Origin of the sequence: Bacillus sp. ISO11 (genome assembly GCF_003458115.1) — a bacterium.
GTDB classification, from domain to species: domain Bacteria; phylum Bacillota; class Bacilli; order Bacillales; family Bacillaceae_G; genus Bacillus_A; species Bacillus_A cereus.
On the sequence record NZ_QXCO01000031.1, the window covers coordinates 42,863 to 59,535 of the forward strand.

Below are 16,673 nucleotides of genomic sequence, written 5' to 3' on the forward strand. Positions count from 1 at the left end.
TAAGTACATAGATCGAACGGAGGCATCGTTCTTTTCCTAAAATGAAAGGTGACGATAAGAAACATGAGATACGTTTTAAACAAATTGAGCGGACGTTAAAAAATAAAAATCTATAAAGGAAATAGAATGTATGGTGTTGTATATGTACGATAATAGGAAACTTTTTGCAAACTAAACATATAATTTTAATAGACCGACAGTCGGTCTGATGGGAAGGAGAACTTGAATGCGAATTGTAAAGGAGTATGAGGAGCGTAGAAAGGAAATTTTAGAAACAGCTGAGCGTTTGTTTCTTACGAAAGGTTATACGAAAACAACCGTGAATGATATTTTAAAAGAAATTGGTATAGCAAAGGGGACGTTTTATCATTATTTTAAGTCGAAGGAGGAAGTAATGGATGAAATCATTATGAGGATTATTAAAGAGGATGTCACTAAGGCGAAAAGGATTGTCTCCAATCCCGATATCCCCGTTTTAGATAAGTTATTTAAAATTTTAATGGAACAATCACCAAAATCAGGAGATGTCAAAGAAAAAATGATTGAACAATTCCATCAACCAAATAATGCAGAAATGCATCAGAAAAGTTTAGTGCAATCCATTATACATTTATCTCCTGTATTAACGGAAGTTTTAGAGCAAGGAATAGAAGAAGGCATATTTTCTACTCCATACCCACAAGAAACAATTGAATTATTACTCTCTTCAGCACAAGTCATATTTGATGATGGTTTATTCCAGTGGAAACCGGAAGAAATGATGAGAAGAGCTAAGGCTTATATTAAAATGATGGAAGTATCTGTTGGAGCGAAAGAAGGGTCCTTTGATTATATGATCGAGGTTTTAATGAAACAGAAATAGCTTTTTTCTGTTTGGGTGTTATAGACCGGCAGTCGGTCTAGACTAAATGAAGGATGTGATGAAGATGCCAGCAAGTATTCAATCTTCCTTGAAAGATTTTCACTTAATGGTAAGTGGTCAAATTATTACTATTTTAGGTTCAACACTATTACGTTTTGCACTGTCTTTATATGTGCTAGATATAACAGGACGTGCCGATATATTTGCAGGGTTATATGCCATAACGAGTATCCCTTTTTTGTTAGCTCCTCTTGGCGGAGCGATAGCAGATCGTTTCAACCGCCGTAATGTAATGGTCATTTTGGATTTTATAAACGCTGCTATTGTATTAAGTTTTATAGTTTTGTTATTAACTGAATCGGTATCTATTTTATTGATTGGAGCAATTATGTTTTTACTAGCAGTCATTAGTGCAATGTACTCACCAGTTGTTATGGCAAGTATTCCGCAATTAGTTCCAGAGAAAAAGTTAGAACAAGCAAACGGTATCATAAATGGTGTGCAAGCATTATCTAATATAGTTGCACCTGTACTAGGAGGAATATTATATGGCATAATTGGTTTGAAAATGCTCGTAATAACAAGTTGTCTTGCTTTCTTTTTATCTGCAATTTTAGAAATGTTTATTACAATACCTTTTATAAAAAGAGCGCAAGAAAGCCATATCATACCGACAATTGTAAAAGATATGAAAAAAGGTTTTCTTTATGTTTTAAAGCAACCTTTTATTTTGAAGGCTATGTTACTTGCAGCTTTACTAAACTTAATTTTGACACCGTTATTTGTTGTTGGAGGACCTATTATGTTACGAGTAACTATGCAGAGTAGCGATACGATGTATGGAATTGGAATGGGATTAATTGATTTTGCAACCATATTAGGGGCATTGTCAATCGGTTTCTTTGCTAAAAAGTTACAGATGAAAACATTATATAATTGGATGCTTATCATAGCTTTATTAGTAATGCCAGTGGCACTATCAGTTACACCGTTTATTCTTAATTTAGGATACTATCCACCATTTATCCTCTTTATACTTTCTTCTCTTCTAATCGCAATGATTATGACAATTGTATCCATTTATGTGATTACTGTAGTCCAAAAGAAAACACCAAATGAAAATCTAGGAAAAGTGATGGCATTTATAACAGCGGTATCTCAATGTATGGCACCAATTGGGCAAGTCGTATATGGTTTTATGTTTGAAGGATTCAGTACGAAAATTTATTTACCTATATTTGCTATTAGTTTCATAATGATAATAATAGCGGTGGTGACGAAGAAAATATTAAGAAATGAAGGGAACTAGCTTCATATGCTTAGAGTATTAGCGAAACCCAATCCTAATCAATTCTTCATCATTTATTTCAATTACGAATCTATATTCTTTGTCTAATAGCCAGTAATAAAAACTGACTGCATCAACGTCAACTAGTGATTGGAATACTTTATCAAGATTTGTACTTACTACAGGGATTTCATAGTTATCCCGTATTATAAAAATCTGTTCGTCAAAATCTAGTTGGTTTGCTCTAATAAGGGAAATTAGTTGTTCTTTGTTCGAAGCTATGAATTGATTATCTATCTGTTCCCAATCTATTCTTCCCGAGACAATTATAGGAAATGAATTCATTAAAATAGTAGCAATCTGCTGGCTTTTTTCTTGGGAGAAAATGAGAGTTTCGTTTCCTAGGGATTCAAGGCATTCACTAAACAAAGGGTTTGTGTCATTGTTGTTTTTGGTTTTCAGTGCTCTTAACTTTTGTCGCAATTTCCATTGTCTTGACGATCTATCATCCATTTTTAACATTCCTTATACAATTATTTAAGAATGAGTATAGCATATAAGGGAAGTCTTTATGAAAAGGAACTTTTTAAATATAAATTAAACAAAAGCGTTATTTGAAAAAAAGCCTTTTAAGGAAAGATAAGAGGCCATCAAAAAATATAACAACATGAAAATTTTATATTATGTATATACAATTTAAAGAGTTAGTGGAAATAATAAAATGTATAAAATTCTTATAAAAAAGCCCTAGGATTAGGGGATCTAGGGCTTCCTCTGTTGGTATATCTCACACGACATTATAAAAAGAAAAGAACTTAATGAAGATAATACATGAATGTTTCGTAAATGTATCAAAAAAGTGAACAAAAACGTTATTTTATTAGAAAAATATGATTGTATGAAATATCATGTATGAAAGAAGAGGCGTTAGCAAAAATATACCTTAACGAAATCGACTTTATTTTTCAGCAAAGTATTCTTCTTAAGTGACTCATGTTGTAAAGGTAGCAGCGAAAACAGAAAGAGTTCTTTTTTTGCAGACTGAGAAATTGTTAGTGAAATACGGATGGGGAAATATGAACATGATTATTTGAAAGTACGGGAAGAGAAATTGCTAAAATGGCAAGATGTACTTGGATTTTAAAGAAAAAACTCCTATTGAATGTAGGAGTTTTTCTTTGTTTGAAAGTTCAAAAAGATATATAATAATTTTCTGACTATTAATTTGTGGAGGGGTATTAATGAAAAATGAAACGTTACACACACAAGAAGACATTTTAAAAATGCTTGATTCATTATTAAGACCTGCAGAACCATTTTGGAATGAATTTTATGAGAATAGAGAAAAGGATGTTCCGTTTTTTGGAAATGTCCCAGATGAGAACCTAGTTTCGTATATACAAAAAGAGAGAGTTTCAAAAGGGAAAGTATTAGAACTTGGGTGTGGTCCAGGTAGAAATGCCATTTATTTAGCGACTCAAGGATTTGATGTAACAGCAGTGGATTTATCTGTAGAAGGCATTAATTGGGCTAAAGAAAGGGCATTGGCAAAAGAGGTAGCAATTCATTTTATTTGTGATTCAATTTTTAATTTAGAGGTTCAAAACGAATTTGATTTTGTATACGATTCGGGCTGTTTGCATCACATTCCACCGCATAGAAGAATAAATTATGTGGATTTAATTAAAAACTCATTAAAATCGGGTGGTTATTTCGGATTAACATGTTTTGCGGCAGGTGATTTAGATGAGCGAAATGGATCGGAAATAACAGATTGGGACGTATATAGAGGGTGGAGTCTACAAGGTGGTCTTGCATACTCGGAAGAAAAGTTAAGAGAGATATTTAAAGAATTTGAGGTAATTGAGATTAGAAGAATGAAACAAATGAAACAACCGAAAGAAATGTTTGGAGAATCATTTCTTTGGACAGCATTATTTAAGAAGAAATAATAAAGTAGATAATTGACAAACTCATCGTTTTTATAGACAATATATTAAAAGGAACGTACGTTTGGTTTTGTTGGCGTATGTTTTACATAAATACATAACAAGGGGCTGTCTCCATATGAGTAACGCAAATCAAAAAATTACTACGTTTTTAATGTTTGAGGGCAAAGCTGAGGAAGCAATGAATTTTTATACGTCACTATTTGATCAATCAGAAATTGTAAGTATTTCTCGCTACGATGAAAATGGACCTGGTAAAGAGGGAACTGTAATTCATGCAACTTTTACGCTAAATGGCCAAGAGTTTATGTGTATTGATAGTTATGTAAATCATAATTTTACATTCACTCCAGCTATGTCTCTTTATGTAACTTGTGAGACAGAAGAAGAAATTGAAACGGTCTTTCATAAACTAGCGCAGGATGGAGCGATTCTTATGCCTTTAGGTTCTTATCCGTTTAGTAAAAAGTTTGGCTGGTTAAATGATAAGTATGGTGTATCTTGGCAGTTAACTCTTGCTGAATAAAAAAGAAAAAGCGTAGCTTATTTGTTTAATGGATTTAGTTAAAAGCTTGAAAAATGAAATAACATAAAAAAGCGTTCCAACTGTCAACAGATTTGGAATGCTTTTTTTATGTGGAAGTGAGTTGTTTAAAACTTACCAATTCTACGATTATTTTAAATGAATGGAATGGATGTATAATTTTTTGTCTTTTTAGAATTTTTAGCGATTATTAGCGTTTATCTGTTAATATAAATATAGACAACTATGTATGAACTATCAGGCGGGTTAATAGAAAAAGGAAAGCTTAAATAGTTAATAAGTTTACACTTAAAATGCAACTAGATCGTTAGGAGGAATAATTGTAATGGATACTACACAACAAAACAGTAATGCATGGGATAAGAAGGTGGAAGAAGGTTCTAGATACACGCAGTCTGTAAGTAGCGAGATTATTGAGAAAAGCAAATCAGGTGAATGGGAGATTACAGTCACTACGGAAAAATCAGTTCCTAGAGAATGGTTTCCAAAGTCATTAGATGGATTAAAGATACTTTGCTTAGCATCAGGTGGCGGACAACAAGCACCAGTTCTATCTGCTGCTGGAGCAGATGTAACAGTTACTGATATATCTAAGAAGCAATTGGAACAAGATGAAAAGGTAGCAAAACGGGATGGTTTAACTTTAAAAACCGTACAAGGAGATATGTCAGACCTTAGTGATTTTGAGGAAGAATATTTTGATATTGTTGTAAATCCTGTGTCTAATTTGTTTGTCAAAGATGTTCATCTTGTATGGAATGAAGTTTCTAGGGTTTTAAAGAATAAAGGTGTTCTTATTGCTGGATTTACAAATCCGTTACTATGGATTTTTGATGATAACCAAGAGCAAAAAGGTATTCTGGATGTTAAACATTCAATTCCTTCATCAACATTGGATTATTTACCAGAGGATGAAGTTCAAGATTACATCGATTCAAATCAAACAATAGAATATGCGCATACTTTAGAAGACCAAATCCAAGGCCAAATTGATGCTGGTTTTGCTATAACAGGTTTTTATGAGGATGATTTTGGTGGAACAAGGATATTGGATAAGCATATTAAAACATTTATTGCGACAAAAGCTATAAAATTAAAGATGGATTAAGAATTTTTGCTTGTCGCACGGGGCGTTAGTCGAAGAAGGCTCTTAAAATAGAAAAGGATGGTACTTTCCATCCTTTTCCTTATGTATTTTGAGTGTCGAAACTATTCTCAAAACAAGTTTTACACTACTAGTTGTATAATTAGGTTATGCTTTTATATTAAGAATTTTGCTGACCGAATCTTTTCCCGAGTTTAGCTAACAATTCAGGTTGATCGCTTTGGCTCATTATAACTTCAATAAAGATAAGTTGATTCTTATTAAAAATTATATTTGTTAAGACTTCTGCTAATTCTGCTTCATTTTCTACTTTAAATGTTAGACTTTTTTCTTCTGATCCAAATATCATTGATAGTTTATTGTAATCCCACATCTGTATGTCATTATAAGGTTGGTTTTGTCCGTGAATGGCACGTTCAACAGTGTATCCGTTGTTATTGATTAAAAATATAATCGGTTTTAAATTTTGACGTAGTATAGTTGATAACTCTTGGGCAGTTACTTGGAAAGAACCATCACCAATAATTAAAATGTTGCGCCGTGATAAAGTGGCGAGCTGTGTACCAAGTAGAGCGGGCAGTGTATATCCGATAGATCCCCATAACGGTTGTCCTACATATGCAGTGTCATTAGGTAGAGGGATAGCAGCACTACCAAAGAAAGGTGTTCCTTGCTCTACAATTAAGACGTCGTTTTCTTGTAAGAAATGGTACATTTGCTGCCAAAAACGTTTTTGTGTGACCATTTGTGCTTTTGGATTGAACTCTTCAGTAAAAGGTGATGATTCTAAAATAAATGGCTTAACGTCAAGGGTATCTTTATTACGATGCTCAATTGAATCACTTAAATGTTGTAAAACATCCTGCATTACAACTGGACCGTATTTTTTATCTATAATTTTCACAGTGTAGGGATGGATTTCTATAACTTGTTCTTTTGTAAAACCTTGTGTGAAGCCGCCTGTAATAGTATCAGTTAACTTCACACCAATACTAATAATACAATCAGATTCATCAATTCTTTTTCGCAAGTACGGAGAACTTACATCACCAGTATAAACACCTATAAATTGAGGGTGTTTTTCTGGGAATATTCCTTTTCCCATACTGAACGTCGCGATGGGAAACCCAGTTTTTTCTACGAATTGATGTAAACTTTCTTTAGCATGAAATCGATCTACTTCAAAATCAGCTAAAATAACAGGTTTTTTGGCACTATTTATTTTTGAAATGGCATGTAGAAGCATTTTATTTAATGCTTCTTTATTACTTAAAATAGGTTTATTTATAATAGGTTCTGTCGGTTTATTAATTGGTTTATTATACACATCAATCGGCAAATTAATATGAACAGGGCGTTTTTCATTCCAACATGCACGTAAAACACGGTCAATTTCCTCAGCAGCATGCTCAGGTGTTACATTTGTTTGTGCTATAGTGATTTCTCGATACATATTGGAAAAGTGATCGAACTTTCCATCTCCTAACGTATGATGGACGATTGCTCCATTTTCCATTACTTTTGTTGGTGGCGTACCTGTAATTTTTATAACTGGCACGTTTTCCGCATATGAGCCAGCAATACCGTTAATAGCGCTTAATTCTCCAACACCGAAAGTAGTAATAAGAGCGGCGATTCCTTTTATGCGAGCGTACCCATCTGCTGCATATGCAGCATTTAATTCATTACAATTGCCAATCCACTTTAAATTTTTATGTGCTACCACATCATCTAAAAAGGCAAGATTATAATCACCAGGAACCCCAAATATATGTTCAATTCCTAATTCGTGTAGTCTATCCAATAAATATGTACTTACAGTATATTGTTTTTTCAAATGAATCATCTCCTAATTATGCAATGAATGTTTCAATAGACTGAACAAGTTCTAATGCGTTGATTAAAATATTCATTACTAGATTGTGGTATAATTTACATACAGGGGGAAAGTAGATGACACAACATAAAGAAGAACAGATGAATGAGGCATTAGCATTATTTTATTTTGCATATAAAACATTTACTGAAAAGCCAGATGAAATTATAAAAGAATATGGCATTCAACGAGTACATCATCGAATTTTATTTTTTATCGCACGTTTTCCAGGGATAAGTGTAAATGAGTTATTATCACTATTAGAAATAAGTAAGCAAGCGCTCCACGGACCGCTACGTCAACTTGTGGAAAAGGGCTTAATTGAGAGTAATGAAGCTATGCATGATCGACGTGTGAAACAGTTGTCTTTAACAGAAAAAGGTACAGATTTAGAGAAAAAACTGAGTGATGTACAAAGACAACAAATGGGTGCTATTTTTTCAAAATTTGGTGAATCATGTGAGGACAATTGGCACCAAGTTATGAATGAAATGGCAAATAGCCGATCAGGTTTTAATGCTTGGATATCGAAACGTGAAATACCAGTCGATCAAAAATAATGAAAAAACTTCTGTTTTTATCGTTTGAAAAAGAACAAATTTTATCCATACATTTGGCAACTATCGATTGGTCATAGAGTGAATGGATAAAAAGATACATTACTAGATACTTTATACGTGTACGCAATGGAACAATAAAATTCACATTTCCGAAAGGGGAATTATAATGATAAAACTTGTACTTATTCGTCACGGACAAAGCTTATGGAATCTTGAAAATCGCTTTACTGGATGGACAGATGTTGATCTATCAGAGAATGGATTAAGTGAAGCGAGAGAAGCAGGAGCAATATTAAAGAAAAACGGATATACTTTTGATGTGGCTTATACATCTGTATTAAAACGCGCAATTCGGACGTTATGGATTGTACTTCATGAGATGGATCTTACTTGGGTTCCAATACATAAATCTTGGAAGCTAAATGAAAGACATTATGGTGCATTGCAAGGGCTGAATAAAGATGAAACTGCTCAAAAGTATGGTGAGGAGCAAGTTCATATTTGGAGAAGAAGTGTTGATGTAAGACCACCGGCTTTTACTGAAGACGATCCTCGATATGAAGCGACCGATCCAAGATATAAAACACTCAAAAAAGGTGAATTTCCATTAACTGAATGTTTAGAGGATACGGAGAAGAGAGTACTTGCTTATTGGCATTCAGAAATTGCGCCGACATTAAAAAGTGGTAATAAAGTAATTATTTCATCACACGGTAACGCAATTCGCTCGCTAGTAAAATATTTAGACAACCTTTCAAGTGATGGTGTAGTTTCATTAAATATTCCAACTAGCATTCCGCTTGTTTATGAATTAGACGAAAACTTACGTCCGATTCGTCATTATTATTTAAGTATGGATGGAGAAGTACCTGAAGGGGAAATTCCGAAACATATTTCTTTTTAATACGAAAAGTTGAAATGAATGCTTGTCTACATATACAATATAGACTCATGGTAAAGTGAAATTTTAATCAGTGGGGTCTTACTGCCCACAAATAGCAGGATAAAAGACGTGGTACCTTCTAATATATATGCGATGTAGCTAATTTTAGAAGCTTGTCCACGTCTTTTGTCATAAAGAGAGCAGCTTGCGCATGTAATGATATCGTGAGTAGTTTTTGAATGGAGGGTGATGTGATTAATGATCTCTAACATTCGAATTGGCTTATTTGTTTTAGCGATTGTCTTTGTAGTCCTTGTTTTCTTTTATTGGAAAAATGAAGAGTTGTACGAGGAGAAGAAGCAACGTATTAGAAAGACTTGGTATGGTTTGTTTATCATATCTGTCACCGTGTATTTCATGATAAAAGGAATCGATTTAACCCTCTGGAAAAATCTTTTAATGTTTACTGCAATGGTTATTTTTGTTGATATTGCGTTCATTTTAACGCCTAATATTTCAGAAATATGGGGTGCAAAATTTAGCGATATTGGCAAGACAGTTCAATCCATAAAACGATCATTAATTGCATCTAAAGCAAGAGGAGAAATATACACGACAATTATTCAAAATGTTAATCCAGCAGTATTCGGTACGATGGAATGGCATACGGAAGAGGAATATACAAAGAGCTTAAATGCATTTTTAGATTCATATGGGGAAAAGATTGGCGCGAAAATTGTTGTTTTTGAAGCTGCGAAGGAATTAAATACAAACTTTCGTGGTATTCGCTCACAATTTAGTATTATCGTCCCGTTAGAGCATATCGAGCAATTGAATGAGCAGAAAGCGGTGCAAGTAGAAAATGTCGGGATTATACCAGCAAAAATAGTAAGTGACGTTTTCATTGTTATTGATGGAAAGAAAAATAACCTGCAAGATCGGGATTTTGAAAATGTATATAATTTAACAATACATCATAGTTATTTTAGTAAATAAGGACAGAATCTTTTTCTGTCCTTTTCTTCTATACATAAATTAAAAACAAAATCCGACAAAGTTGAATAAAATTGGACAATCATTCCTACACTAGCATGTAGAGGTGATTGTAGTGGTAAAAGATTATGACAATGATTTTTTTAAAGAAGATAACGAAGATACAACAGATTTCTCTTTAATAAAAGGGGATACGTTGCAGCAAGTAGAAGAATTAGAAGAAGAATTAAAAAGAAAATCATAAGTGTACACTCTTTCTACATTTGCTATATAATATAAATAAAAGGTTGTATCTTTTTGAAAAGGGGGAGAAGAGATGGCTGAAGTCAATGTACAAAAGTCTTCGTTTTTTAAAGAAAAAAAAGAAGAATCCAATACAGATTTCTCTCTTGTGAAAGGTGCATTAACGGAGAATATAAATCGGTTAGAGAAACTGATGAATAATAGTAGTTCAAAATATATACAGGTGAAAAGAACAAAAGAAAATGCATAGAGCATTTTCTTTTGTTTTTTATTTAATAGTAAACTTATCTTTTACTTTTTTAGGTAAATCTGTTTTCTGAATCTCTTCATAGGACTTTACTTCAATTGATGATATTTCATTGTTGCTATTATCATCTTGATCTACATAAAGGCGTAAAAACGCGTCTTCATTTAATTTATGATTGTTTTCTTTTTTTGTACTTCTAAATGTAATTTGTTTTTTGACGCCATCTTCATCATATGCGGACAGCGTATAGTTTCGTAAGTTTCTATGATCTACTTTTTCGATAGTTCCTTCGCCTTTTATCTGCATGTAATATACATCTTTACCAATTCTATTTAGTGACGCTCTCTCACAGCCAATAGTAAAACTAAAAAATAATAAACATAGTGTAATAATTGCTAAAAACTTTTTCATTTTCTTTATCTCCTTTAATGTGTTTCTTTAAAAAGTATACGACTATTATTAAATGAGAAAAATCGATGTAGATTACAACGCCCTTACAATGTTGTAAGAGTGTTGTACATAAAATGAACAATAAAAGTTAAAAGAAAGATAAAATAATGAATCATGGTATAATGATATGAGACTTATATATTATTTTTTCATTTTGAGAGGAGCTTGAAAAATGTATTCTACTTTAGAACAATTAACAAAGCACCCTGTATTTTTTCATTTTGCAGAAATTTCAAAGATTCCTAGAGGATCAGGTAATGAAAAGGAAATTAGTGATTATTTAGTGGGCTTTGCAAAAGAGCGTAACTTAGAAGTCATTCAAGATGAAGCATTAAATGTCATTATTAAAAAAGAAGCAACAGCTGGTTATGAAAATGTACCAGCTATTATTATTCAAGGTCATATGGATATGGTTTGCGAAAAAAATCAAGCAACAGTACATGATTTTGAAAAAGATCCAATTGAATTACGAATCATTGGGGACATGTTATATGCAAATCAAACAACTTTAGGTGCTGATAATGGTATTGCAGTTGCGTATGCATTAGCTTTATTAGATTCAAAAGAAATTCCGCATCCAGCACTTGAAGTCGTTATCACTACTGAAGAAGAAACGACAATGGGCGGAGCTTTTGCTATTGATCCAAATCATTTTGAAGGAAAGATATTTATAAATATTGATTCTGAAGAAGATCATAAATTACTTGTAAGTAGTGCAGGTGGTGCGAAAGCTGTTGAAACAATTCAAGTAATTTGGGATGAAACGCCAGCGAATATGGATGCATACCGTATATATGTTGGTGGTCTAAAAGGCGGCCATTCTGGTATGGAAATTGATAAACAACGCGGTAATGCGAACAAAGTATTAGGACGAGTATTACGTGATTTATCAGTACATACGGAGTTTTACATAAGTGAAGTTCACGGCGGATTAAAAACGAATGCAATTCCGCGTGAAAGTGTAGCTACAATTTTAATTCGTACAGAAGATGTAGGACAAGTAGAAGAAAAACTAGAATCATGGACACGTGTATTACAAGAAGAAATGCGTGCTGTTGATCCAGATGTTCATGTTACACTGACAAAATTGGATGAAAAAGTTGAAAAAGTATTTGCTAAAGAGACACAAAAGCAGCTTATTTCATCATTATTCTTAATTCCAAATGGCATTCAAAGTATGAGCATGGATATTAAAGGTCTTGTAGAAAGTTCAACAAATTTAGGCGCTATTGAAACTTTGCAAGATGAAATTAAATTACGTAACGAAGTGCGAAGTTCTGTAAGTAGTTTAAAACAACATGTTGCAGAAGAAATCAAATATATTGCTGAATTAGTTGGTGCTACATTTGAAATAGAGTCAGAGTATCCAGAATGGCCATACAATCCAAACTCACAAATTCGTAATTTATTTGAGAAAGTACATCAAGAAAAATACAATAAAGAAATTGAAATCTTCGCTGTACATGCGGGGATTGAGTGTAGCGCATTCGTTCAAAAGATGCCTGAATTAGATGCAATTTCATTCGGACCAGACATTTTCAACGTCCACACTCCAGATGAACATATCAGTATCTCTTCTGTAGTGAATAACTGGGGATTCTTCATTGATGTAATGAAGGGTACGAAAGAATTAGCTAAGTAATAACGACGAAATAAAAAGGAGTCTATAAAAATTTATAGGCTCCTTTTTTGTATTGGAATTTATCCCACTATTTGCCGGGCAGCCCGATTGGTTCAACTAATAATCAGTGGGGGATGAATAAAACCACTACTGATTAAAGTTTCACTTTATGAGAAGTCATTTTTCGTTAGTATGTAATATTAAGCTTGAACAATTAATAAGGATGAATTGTTGATGTTTTTTAGTACTGATGAAGGGGTGGAGAAATGAAGGGAAGAAATCATTTTATTGTTTGTATGTTTTTATTGTTTTTCACATTTAGTTTTATTGGTGTTCAGAAAATAATAGCAGAAGAAGTTGAATTTTCAGGAACAACAGCTCCATTGAATGTAAATGTTAGAGAGGCAAAAAGTTTAAATGCAAATATTGTAGATGTGATTCCCGGAAATACAAAAGTATCTTTTAAAGGATGGGAGTATGGTGAAGCGGTTAAAGATTACTGGACAGGAAATTTAGATAATCGTTGGTTTTATTATTTTAAAGATGGAAAAAAAGTATATGTAACGTCAGCGTATATTAATGGAAATCCCCCAAGTACACCAACAGACCGTAAATTATCTGTACCTAACATATTACAAGAAAGATCAAATTGGTGTTGGGCAGGCACTTCGGTTTCAGTTTTAAATTATTTTGGGAAAACTCCTTCACAAGATCAGTACGTTAGGTATGTTAAGGGTGGATCATATAATAATCCTGCAACTTCACGTGAAATACAATATGGATTATCGGGATATGGTGTTAGCTCAGCTATAAGTTCTGGAGCAAAATCTTATGATTGGTTCAAAAGTCAAATTAATAGTAATCAGCCGATGATTGCACTCATTATGTGGCAAAATGGAGCTAACATCGGACACTTTCTAGTACTTGATGGATTTTATAAAGGGACAAATGGAACAGATTATATAACATACATGGACCCTTGGTATGGTGATCATTATAATCATAATTTCAGTACGTTCCATAACAATAATAATTTTTGGTGGAGTGAAACTGTTTATAATATCCATGCAAACTAATAATATTAAAAGCGGGGGTTCATAAATGGGAAAACTACTTAAGCTTGTGATACTGTGCATGTGCTTAATGACCGTTATTATTTTCGCTAGTAAAATTAGTTATGCATCAAAAAATAAAAGTGAATCAGTACAATCGATCGCATTAAAAGATTATCAATATAGTAAGGGAAGTTCTTCTGAAAATTTAAGTTTTGAAAAAATAACAACATCTCCATTTTCGTTACCAATCTATGAAACAATTCCAGCACAGCAAATTTTAAATAGCTCTGAATTTAAGAATTTACTATTACCAACAAATGAAAAGCTGTGGTTTATTATGAAGGGTGAGCAGCCAGAAGGACTAATTGTTGCGAATGATACTGAACCGATTCGAACGGGCGGAGAAAATAGAAGTAAAGATTTATATGGATTATATAAAGCAATAAAAAATAATACAAATGAAACAAAAGATATTAGTTATTTCGAATTTGAAGGGCAAGGAATATTGGTAGTAAATCAAAATAATGATCAAGAAATATACCTTAGTAAAGGTGCCGCTGCCATATTAAAACTTCCTGCTGGTCAAAAAGTATTGAGCAGTGAAGTAATACAGAAAATGAAAGAGAGAATTGTAACTGGTTTTGAATAGTGGTAATATCTGATTTTTTTTGTTTATACAAGGTTGAATAGGGAACAGGATCAATGGTAGCATTAGGGCATCTTTACTGTTTGAAACCTAATAGTGTATATAAAAAGGTTAGAGAAGTTAATTCTCTAACCTTTTTATATTAATGTCTGAAATTTAAAAAGTGATGGAGTAAACCAAATAATAAAAGTTTGTCTGCTCTTCTATTTTTATTTGCAATTTAAACTCGTTATATTCAGCTATCTATTGTACAACCTTTTTACATAGCTGAATTTTTTTATTTGAAAATAAGGGTGCATCTATAAAACCATAATGATAAACTAAAATACCTAATTCCACTCTAGAATTAATATGCCATTTTTCTTTAATATGATTAATTATCGTTGAAATTCTTCGAGGGGTAACATATATTTTTTTTGAAATTTCTGCATCTGTGTATCCTTTTGCTACATAAATAGCCACTTCTAACTCTCTTTCGGTCAACATTCTTTTCATAAAATACGCTCCTTCGAAATTATTTATATAAAAATCAAAAGAAACTATTAAAAGAAATAAAGGTGAAAAATCATATTTATTTTAATCCGGCTATTTGCGGGTAGTAAGACTCCGACCTCAAAATTTAGATGTGGCAAAGAAGTCGGACTCCCTGTAAAAGCCTGCCTGGGGTGGACTAATAATCAGTGGGGGTGAATAAAACGCACATTGATTATTAGTGAACCATATTTTAATAATTTCTCGTATTGTGATACAAGTTTGTAAAAGAAACTATAAATCCATATAATTAGTAATTGTAACTATATCAATTTTACATTACATTAAAAGTTGGAAAATATTCTTATACTCATAAAGTGTTACATTTGAGGGAGGAAAGATGGAATTCTACAATCTTGGTATTATTATTAAAGAACTTAGAAAGAAAAAAAACATGTCACAATCTGAATTATGTCATGGAATATGTTCACAAAGTCAAATTAGTAAGATAGAAAAAGGTATTATTTATCCATCTAGCATATTGTTGTATCAATTATCTGAAAGACTTGGTATTGATCCAAATTATATATTCGCACTAACCAAAAATAAAAAAATAAAATATATTGAAAATGTAAAATGTGTAATGAGAGATTGTGTAAAACAAAAACAATATAATGAGCTTTATGAAATAGTAAAAAAAGAGAAAAATGATAATAATCTCCAATCGAAAGAGGATAAACAATTTTTATTATGGCATGAAGCGATTGCTATATATTATGTAAATGGAGCAACAAGTAATGCTTTTGACATTTTAAATAGAGCACTAAAACAAACCTTAAGTAGTACTAACTTTTTATCAGAAAAAGAAATAAGCATAATGAATTCAATTGCTATAATACATGCAGAAAATGAAGAGTATGAGAAAAGTATAAATATATTAAAACAAAGTTTAATTAATTTTAATAAGATAGAATTTCCTAGAGAAAAAGAAATCAAATTAAGACTCATTCATACGTTAACAAAATGTTTACACCTTGCAAATCAATATGAAGAAGCAATAAAGTATAGTGAAATAGGTATAAAATTAGCCATAAATATGAATACTTTATACTTATTAGGTGAATTGTTTTTTGAAAAAGGTGCAATTTTATTGAAAGTTCAGCACTCTAATGAAGTTGGTTTAACAGACATAAAAAAAGCATTATTTATATTTGAACTAACTGAAAGAAAACAATATATAAAAATGATCAAGGAAAAATATATTAAAAATCAAGAATAAACAAGAAAGAATTTTAACATAAACTATTCCTAATTGTTATTTATTTCTAAAAAAAGTACTGTAATACGAACTATTCCTAATTGTTGTTTATTGCTAAAATGAATACCGTAATATTAGATAAATATAAAGGGTGGCATTTTATGAAATCAAGAGGAATTACTCGTAAAGCAGATAGTATGGGGCGTATTGTTATTCCAATGGAAATAAGACGGAGTTTAGGAATTGTAGAAAAAGATTCTCTTGAAATGTTTATAGAAGAGGATCAGATTATTTTACGAAAATATCAATCTCCAAGAGCTTGTGCACTTACAGGAGATATTTCAGACAGCAATATTTCGTTAGCGAATGGGAAGATTATCGTAAGTCCAAACGGGATGGAACTGTTAATAAAGAAGTTACAGCAATATCTTTTAAAGTAAAAGATAAGTAAGAACTTTAAAATAGAATATACTTGGAAAAAGTCCTCTATTCATTTGAAGTGCACCCCAATTGTTAGACACAGTCTAACAATTGGAGGTGCATTTTTTATGGCTAAATTTTCTTCAAAAGAAAAAATCCAAGCGGTGAAACGATATTTAGATGGTACAGAAAGTGGAAAAAC

Annotated in this window: 19 protein-coding genes and 1 pseudogene; 16 read left to right on the top strand and 4 right to left on the bottom strand. The window is 32.1% G+C overall.

Annotated features, from left to right (window positions below; all coding sequences use genetic code 11):
* Nucleotides 1-226 precede the first annotated feature (226 nt).
* On the top strand, nt 227-862 hold the full coding sequence (locus D1166_RS24895) for a TetR/AcrR family transcriptional regulator (protein WP_001223580.1): 636 nt from the start codon (nt 227-229) through the stop codon (nt 860-862).
* A gap of 64 nt (nt 863-926) precedes the next feature.
* Nucleotides 927-2,171 carry an MFS transporter gene (locus tag D1166_RS24900; protein WP_001111715.1) on the top strand — a complete coding sequence of 415 codons (1,245 nt, stop codon included), beginning with the start codon at nt 927-929 and terminating at the stop codon, nt 2,169-2,171.
* A gap of 18 nt (nt 2,172-2,189) precedes the next feature.
* On the opposite strand, the gene D1166_RS24905 is transcribed toward D1166_RS24900, so the two are convergent.
* Nucleotides 2,190-2,663, bottom strand: coding sequence for a CDI toxin immunity protein (locus D1166_RS24905; protein WP_000342727.1), 474 nt, complete (start codon nt 2,661-2,663; stop codon nt 2,190-2,192).
* 473 nt (nt 2,664-3,136) lie between these two features.
* Between D1166_RS24905 and D1166_RS24910 the strand changes: the two are divergent.
* From D1166_RS24910 to D1166_RS24925, 4 genes and pseudogenes are all read left to right on the top strand, one after another.
* A pseudogene (locus D1166_RS24910) lies at nt 3,137-3,294 on the top strand (ABC transporter ATP-binding protein); the annotation flags it as partial.
* Nucleotides 3,295-3,391: 97 nt separating this feature from the next.
* Nucleotides 3,392-4,102: a class I SAM-dependent methyltransferase gene (locus D1166_RS24915; RefSeq protein WP_000787498.1), complete on the top strand. Its 711-nt coding sequence runs from the start codon at nt 3,392-3,394 to the stop codon at nt 4,100-4,102.
* 115 nt (nt 4,103-4,217) lie between these two features.
* The gene (locus D1166_RS24920; protein WP_000063589.1) at nt 4,218-4,625 is read left to right on the top strand and encodes a VOC family protein; all 408 of its coding nucleotides are present in this window, start codon (nt 4,218-4,220) and stop codon (nt 4,623-4,625) included.
* A gap of 343 nt (nt 4,626-4,968) precedes the next feature.
* Entirely contained in the window at nt 4,969-5,751 is a 783-nt protein-coding gene (locus D1166_RS24925) for a class I SAM-dependent methyltransferase (RefSeq protein WP_000381800.1), read from the top strand.
* A gap of 157 nt (nt 5,752-5,908) precedes the next feature.
* On the opposite strand, the gene D1166_RS24930 is transcribed toward D1166_RS24925, so the two are convergent.
* Nucleotides 5,909-7,594 carry an alpha-keto acid decarboxylase family protein gene (locus D1166_RS24930; protein WP_098329913.1) on the bottom strand — a complete coding sequence of 562 codons (1,686 nt, stop codon included), beginning with the start codon at nt 7,592-7,594 and terminating at the stop codon, nt 5,909-5,911.
* A 107-nt stretch (nt 7,595-7,701) separates the two neighbouring features.
* Between D1166_RS24930 and D1166_RS24935 the strand changes: the two genes are divergently transcribed.
* The 5 genes from D1166_RS24935 to spoIISB all read left to right on the top strand — a co-directional run bounded on the left by D1166_RS24935 (nt 7,702) and on the right by spoIISB (nt 10,553).
* Complete coding sequence (locus D1166_RS24935; protein ID WP_098318750.1) at nt 7,702-8,184, top strand: MarR family winged helix-turn-helix transcriptional regulator; 483 nt, start codon at nt 7,702-7,704, stop codon at nt 8,182-8,184.
* 166 nt (nt 8,185-8,350) lie between these two features.
* Nucleotides 8,351-9,088, top strand: coding sequence for a 2,3-diphosphoglycerate-dependent phosphoglycerate mutase (gene gpmA / locus D1166_RS24940; RefSeq protein WP_098318751.1), 738 nt, complete (start codon nt 8,351-8,353; stop codon nt 9,086-9,088).
* 237 nt (nt 9,089-9,325) lie between these two features.
* Nucleotides 9,326-10,063, top strand: coding sequence for a type II toxin-antitoxin system SpoIISA family toxin (locus D1166_RS24945; protein WP_000624977.1), 738 nt, complete (start codon nt 9,326-9,328; stop codon nt 10,061-10,063).
* 112 nt (nt 10,064-10,175) lie between these two features.
* The gene (locus D1166_RS24950) at nt 10,176-10,304 is read left to right on the top strand and encodes a hypothetical protein (protein ID WP_000237818.1); all 129 of its coding nucleotides are present in this window, start codon (nt 10,176-10,178) and stop codon (nt 10,302-10,304) included.
* A gap of 72 nt (nt 10,305-10,376) precedes the next feature.
* Nucleotides 10,377-10,553, top strand: a complete 177-nt coding sequence (gene spoIISB / locus D1166_RS24955) for a stage II sporulation protein SB (protein WP_000852629.1) — start codon at nt 10,377-10,379, stop codon at nt 10,551-10,553.
* Between the two features lie 18 nt (nt 10,554-10,571).
* Here the strand turns inward: spoIISB and D1166_RS24960 are convergent, their stop codons facing one another.
* Nucleotides 10,572-10,961 carry a YxeA family protein gene (locus tag D1166_RS24960; RefSeq protein ID WP_000713866.1) on the bottom strand — a complete coding sequence of 130 codons (390 nt, stop codon included), beginning with the start codon at nt 10,959-10,961 and terminating at the stop codon, nt 10,572-10,574.
* Between the two features lie 211 nt (nt 10,962-11,172).
* On the opposite strand from D1166_RS24960, the gene pepD reads away from it, so the two are divergent.
* From pepD to D1166_RS24975, 3 genes are all read left to right on the top strand, one after another.
* A complete protein-coding gene (gene pepD / locus D1166_RS24965; RefSeq protein WP_118043474.1) occupies nt 11,173-12,642 on the top strand; it encodes a beta-Ala-His dipeptidase in 1,470 nt (489 codons plus the stop codon).
* Nucleotides 12,643-12,887: 245 nt separating this feature from the next.
* Entirely contained in the window at nt 12,888-13,697 is an 810-nt protein-coding gene (locus D1166_RS24970; protein WP_000678509.1) for a papain-like cysteine protease family protein, read from the top strand.
* 25 nt (nt 13,698-13,722) lie between these two features.
* Nucleotides 13,723-14,325 carry a hypothetical protein gene (locus D1166_RS24975; RefSeq protein ID WP_000517260.1) on the top strand — a complete coding sequence of 201 codons (603 nt, stop codon included), beginning with the start codon at nt 13,723-13,725 and terminating at the stop codon, nt 14,323-14,325.
* Between the two features lie 240 nt (nt 14,326-14,565).
* Here D1166_RS24975 and D1166_RS24980 read toward each other — a convergent pair whose 3' ends face one another.
* Complete coding sequence (locus D1166_RS24980) at nt 14,566-14,817, bottom strand: response regulator transcription factor (protein WP_000827560.1); 252 nt, start codon at nt 14,815-14,817, stop codon at nt 14,566-14,568.
* 376 nt (nt 14,818-15,193) lie between these two features.
* On the opposite strand from D1166_RS24980, the gene D1166_RS24985 reads away from it, so the two are divergent.
* A complete protein-coding gene (locus D1166_RS24985; RefSeq protein ID WP_098318752.1) occupies nt 15,194-16,072 on the top strand; it encodes a helix-turn-helix domain-containing protein in 879 nt (292 codons plus the stop codon).
* Nucleotides 16,073-16,212: 140 nt separating this feature from the next.
* Nucleotides 16,213-16,491, top strand: coding sequence for an AbrB/MazE/SpoVT family DNA-binding domain-containing protein (locus D1166_RS24990; protein WP_000842216.1), 279 nt, complete (start codon nt 16,213-16,215; stop codon nt 16,489-16,491).
* Nucleotides 16,492-16,673 lie beyond the last annotated feature (182 nt).

Excerpts from the sequence above, each read along its gene's own strand:
- D1166_RS24975 (WP_000517260.1), top strand. The coding sequence starts at position 13,723 with ATGGGAAAACTACTTAAGCTTGTGATACTGTGCATGTGCTTAATGACC.
- D1166_RS24905 (WP_000342727.1), bottom strand. The coding sequence starts at position 2,663 with ATGGATGATAGATCGTCAAGACAATGGAAATTGCGACAAAAGTTAAGA.
- D1166_RS24980 (WP_000827560.1), bottom strand. The coding sequence starts at position 14,817 with ATGAAAAGAATGTTGACCGAAAGAGAGTTAGAAGTGGCTATTTATGTA.
- gpmA (WP_098318751.1), top strand. The coding sequence starts at position 8,351 with ATGATAAAACTTGTACTTATTCGTCACGGACAAAGCTTATGGAATCTT.
- D1166_RS24895 (WP_001223580.1), top strand. The coding sequence starts at position 227 with ATGCGAATTGTAAAGGAGTATGAGGAGCGTAGAAAGGAAATTTTAGAA.
- D1166_RS24900 (WP_001111715.1), top strand. The coding sequence starts at position 927 with ATGCCAGCAAGTATTCAATCTTCCTTGAAAGATTTTCACTTAATGGTA.
- D1166_RS24935 (WP_098318750.1), top strand. The coding sequence starts at position 7,702 with ATGACACAACATAAAGAAGAACAGATGAATGAGGCATTAGCATTATTT.
- D1166_RS24925 (WP_000381800.1), top strand. The coding sequence starts at position 4,969 with ATGGATACTACACAACAAAACAGTAATGCATGGGATAAGAAGGTGGAA.
- D1166_RS24930 (WP_098329913.1), bottom strand. The coding sequence starts at position 7,594 with ATGATTCATTTGAAAAAACAATATACTGTAAGTACATATTTATTGGAT.
- D1166_RS24960 (WP_000713866.1), bottom strand. The coding sequence starts at position 10,961 with ATGAAAAAGTTTTTAGCAATTATTACACTATGTTTATTATTTTTTAGT.
- pepD (WP_118043474.1), top strand. The coding sequence starts at position 11,173 with ATGTATTCTACTTTAGAACAATTAACAAAGCACCCTGTATTTTTTCAT.
- D1166_RS24920 (WP_000063589.1), top strand. The coding sequence starts at position 4,218 with ATGAGTAACGCAAATCAAAAAATTACTACGTTTTTAATGTTTGAGGGC.
- D1166_RS24945 (WP_000624977.1), top strand. The coding sequence starts at position 9,326 with ATGATCTCTAACATTCGAATTGGCTTATTTGTTTTAGCGATTGTCTTT.
- D1166_RS24990 (WP_000842216.1), top strand. The coding sequence starts at position 16,213 with ATGAAATCAAGAGGAATTACTCGTAAAGCAGATAGTATGGGGCGTATT.
- D1166_RS24985 (WP_098318752.1), top strand. The coding sequence starts at position 15,194 with ATGGAATTCTACAATCTTGGTATTATTATTAAAGAACTTAGAAAGAAA.
- D1166_RS24970 (WP_000678509.1), top strand. The coding sequence starts at position 12,888 with ATGAAGGGAAGAAATCATTTTATTGTTTGTATGTTTTTATTGTTTTTC.
- spoIISB (WP_000852629.1), top strand. The coding sequence starts at position 10,377 with ATGGCTGAAGTCAATGTACAAAAGTCTTCGTTTTTTAAAGAAAAAAAA.
- D1166_RS24915 (WP_000787498.1), top strand. The coding sequence starts at position 3,392 with ATGAAAAATGAAACGTTACACACACAAGAAGACATTTTAAAAATGCTT.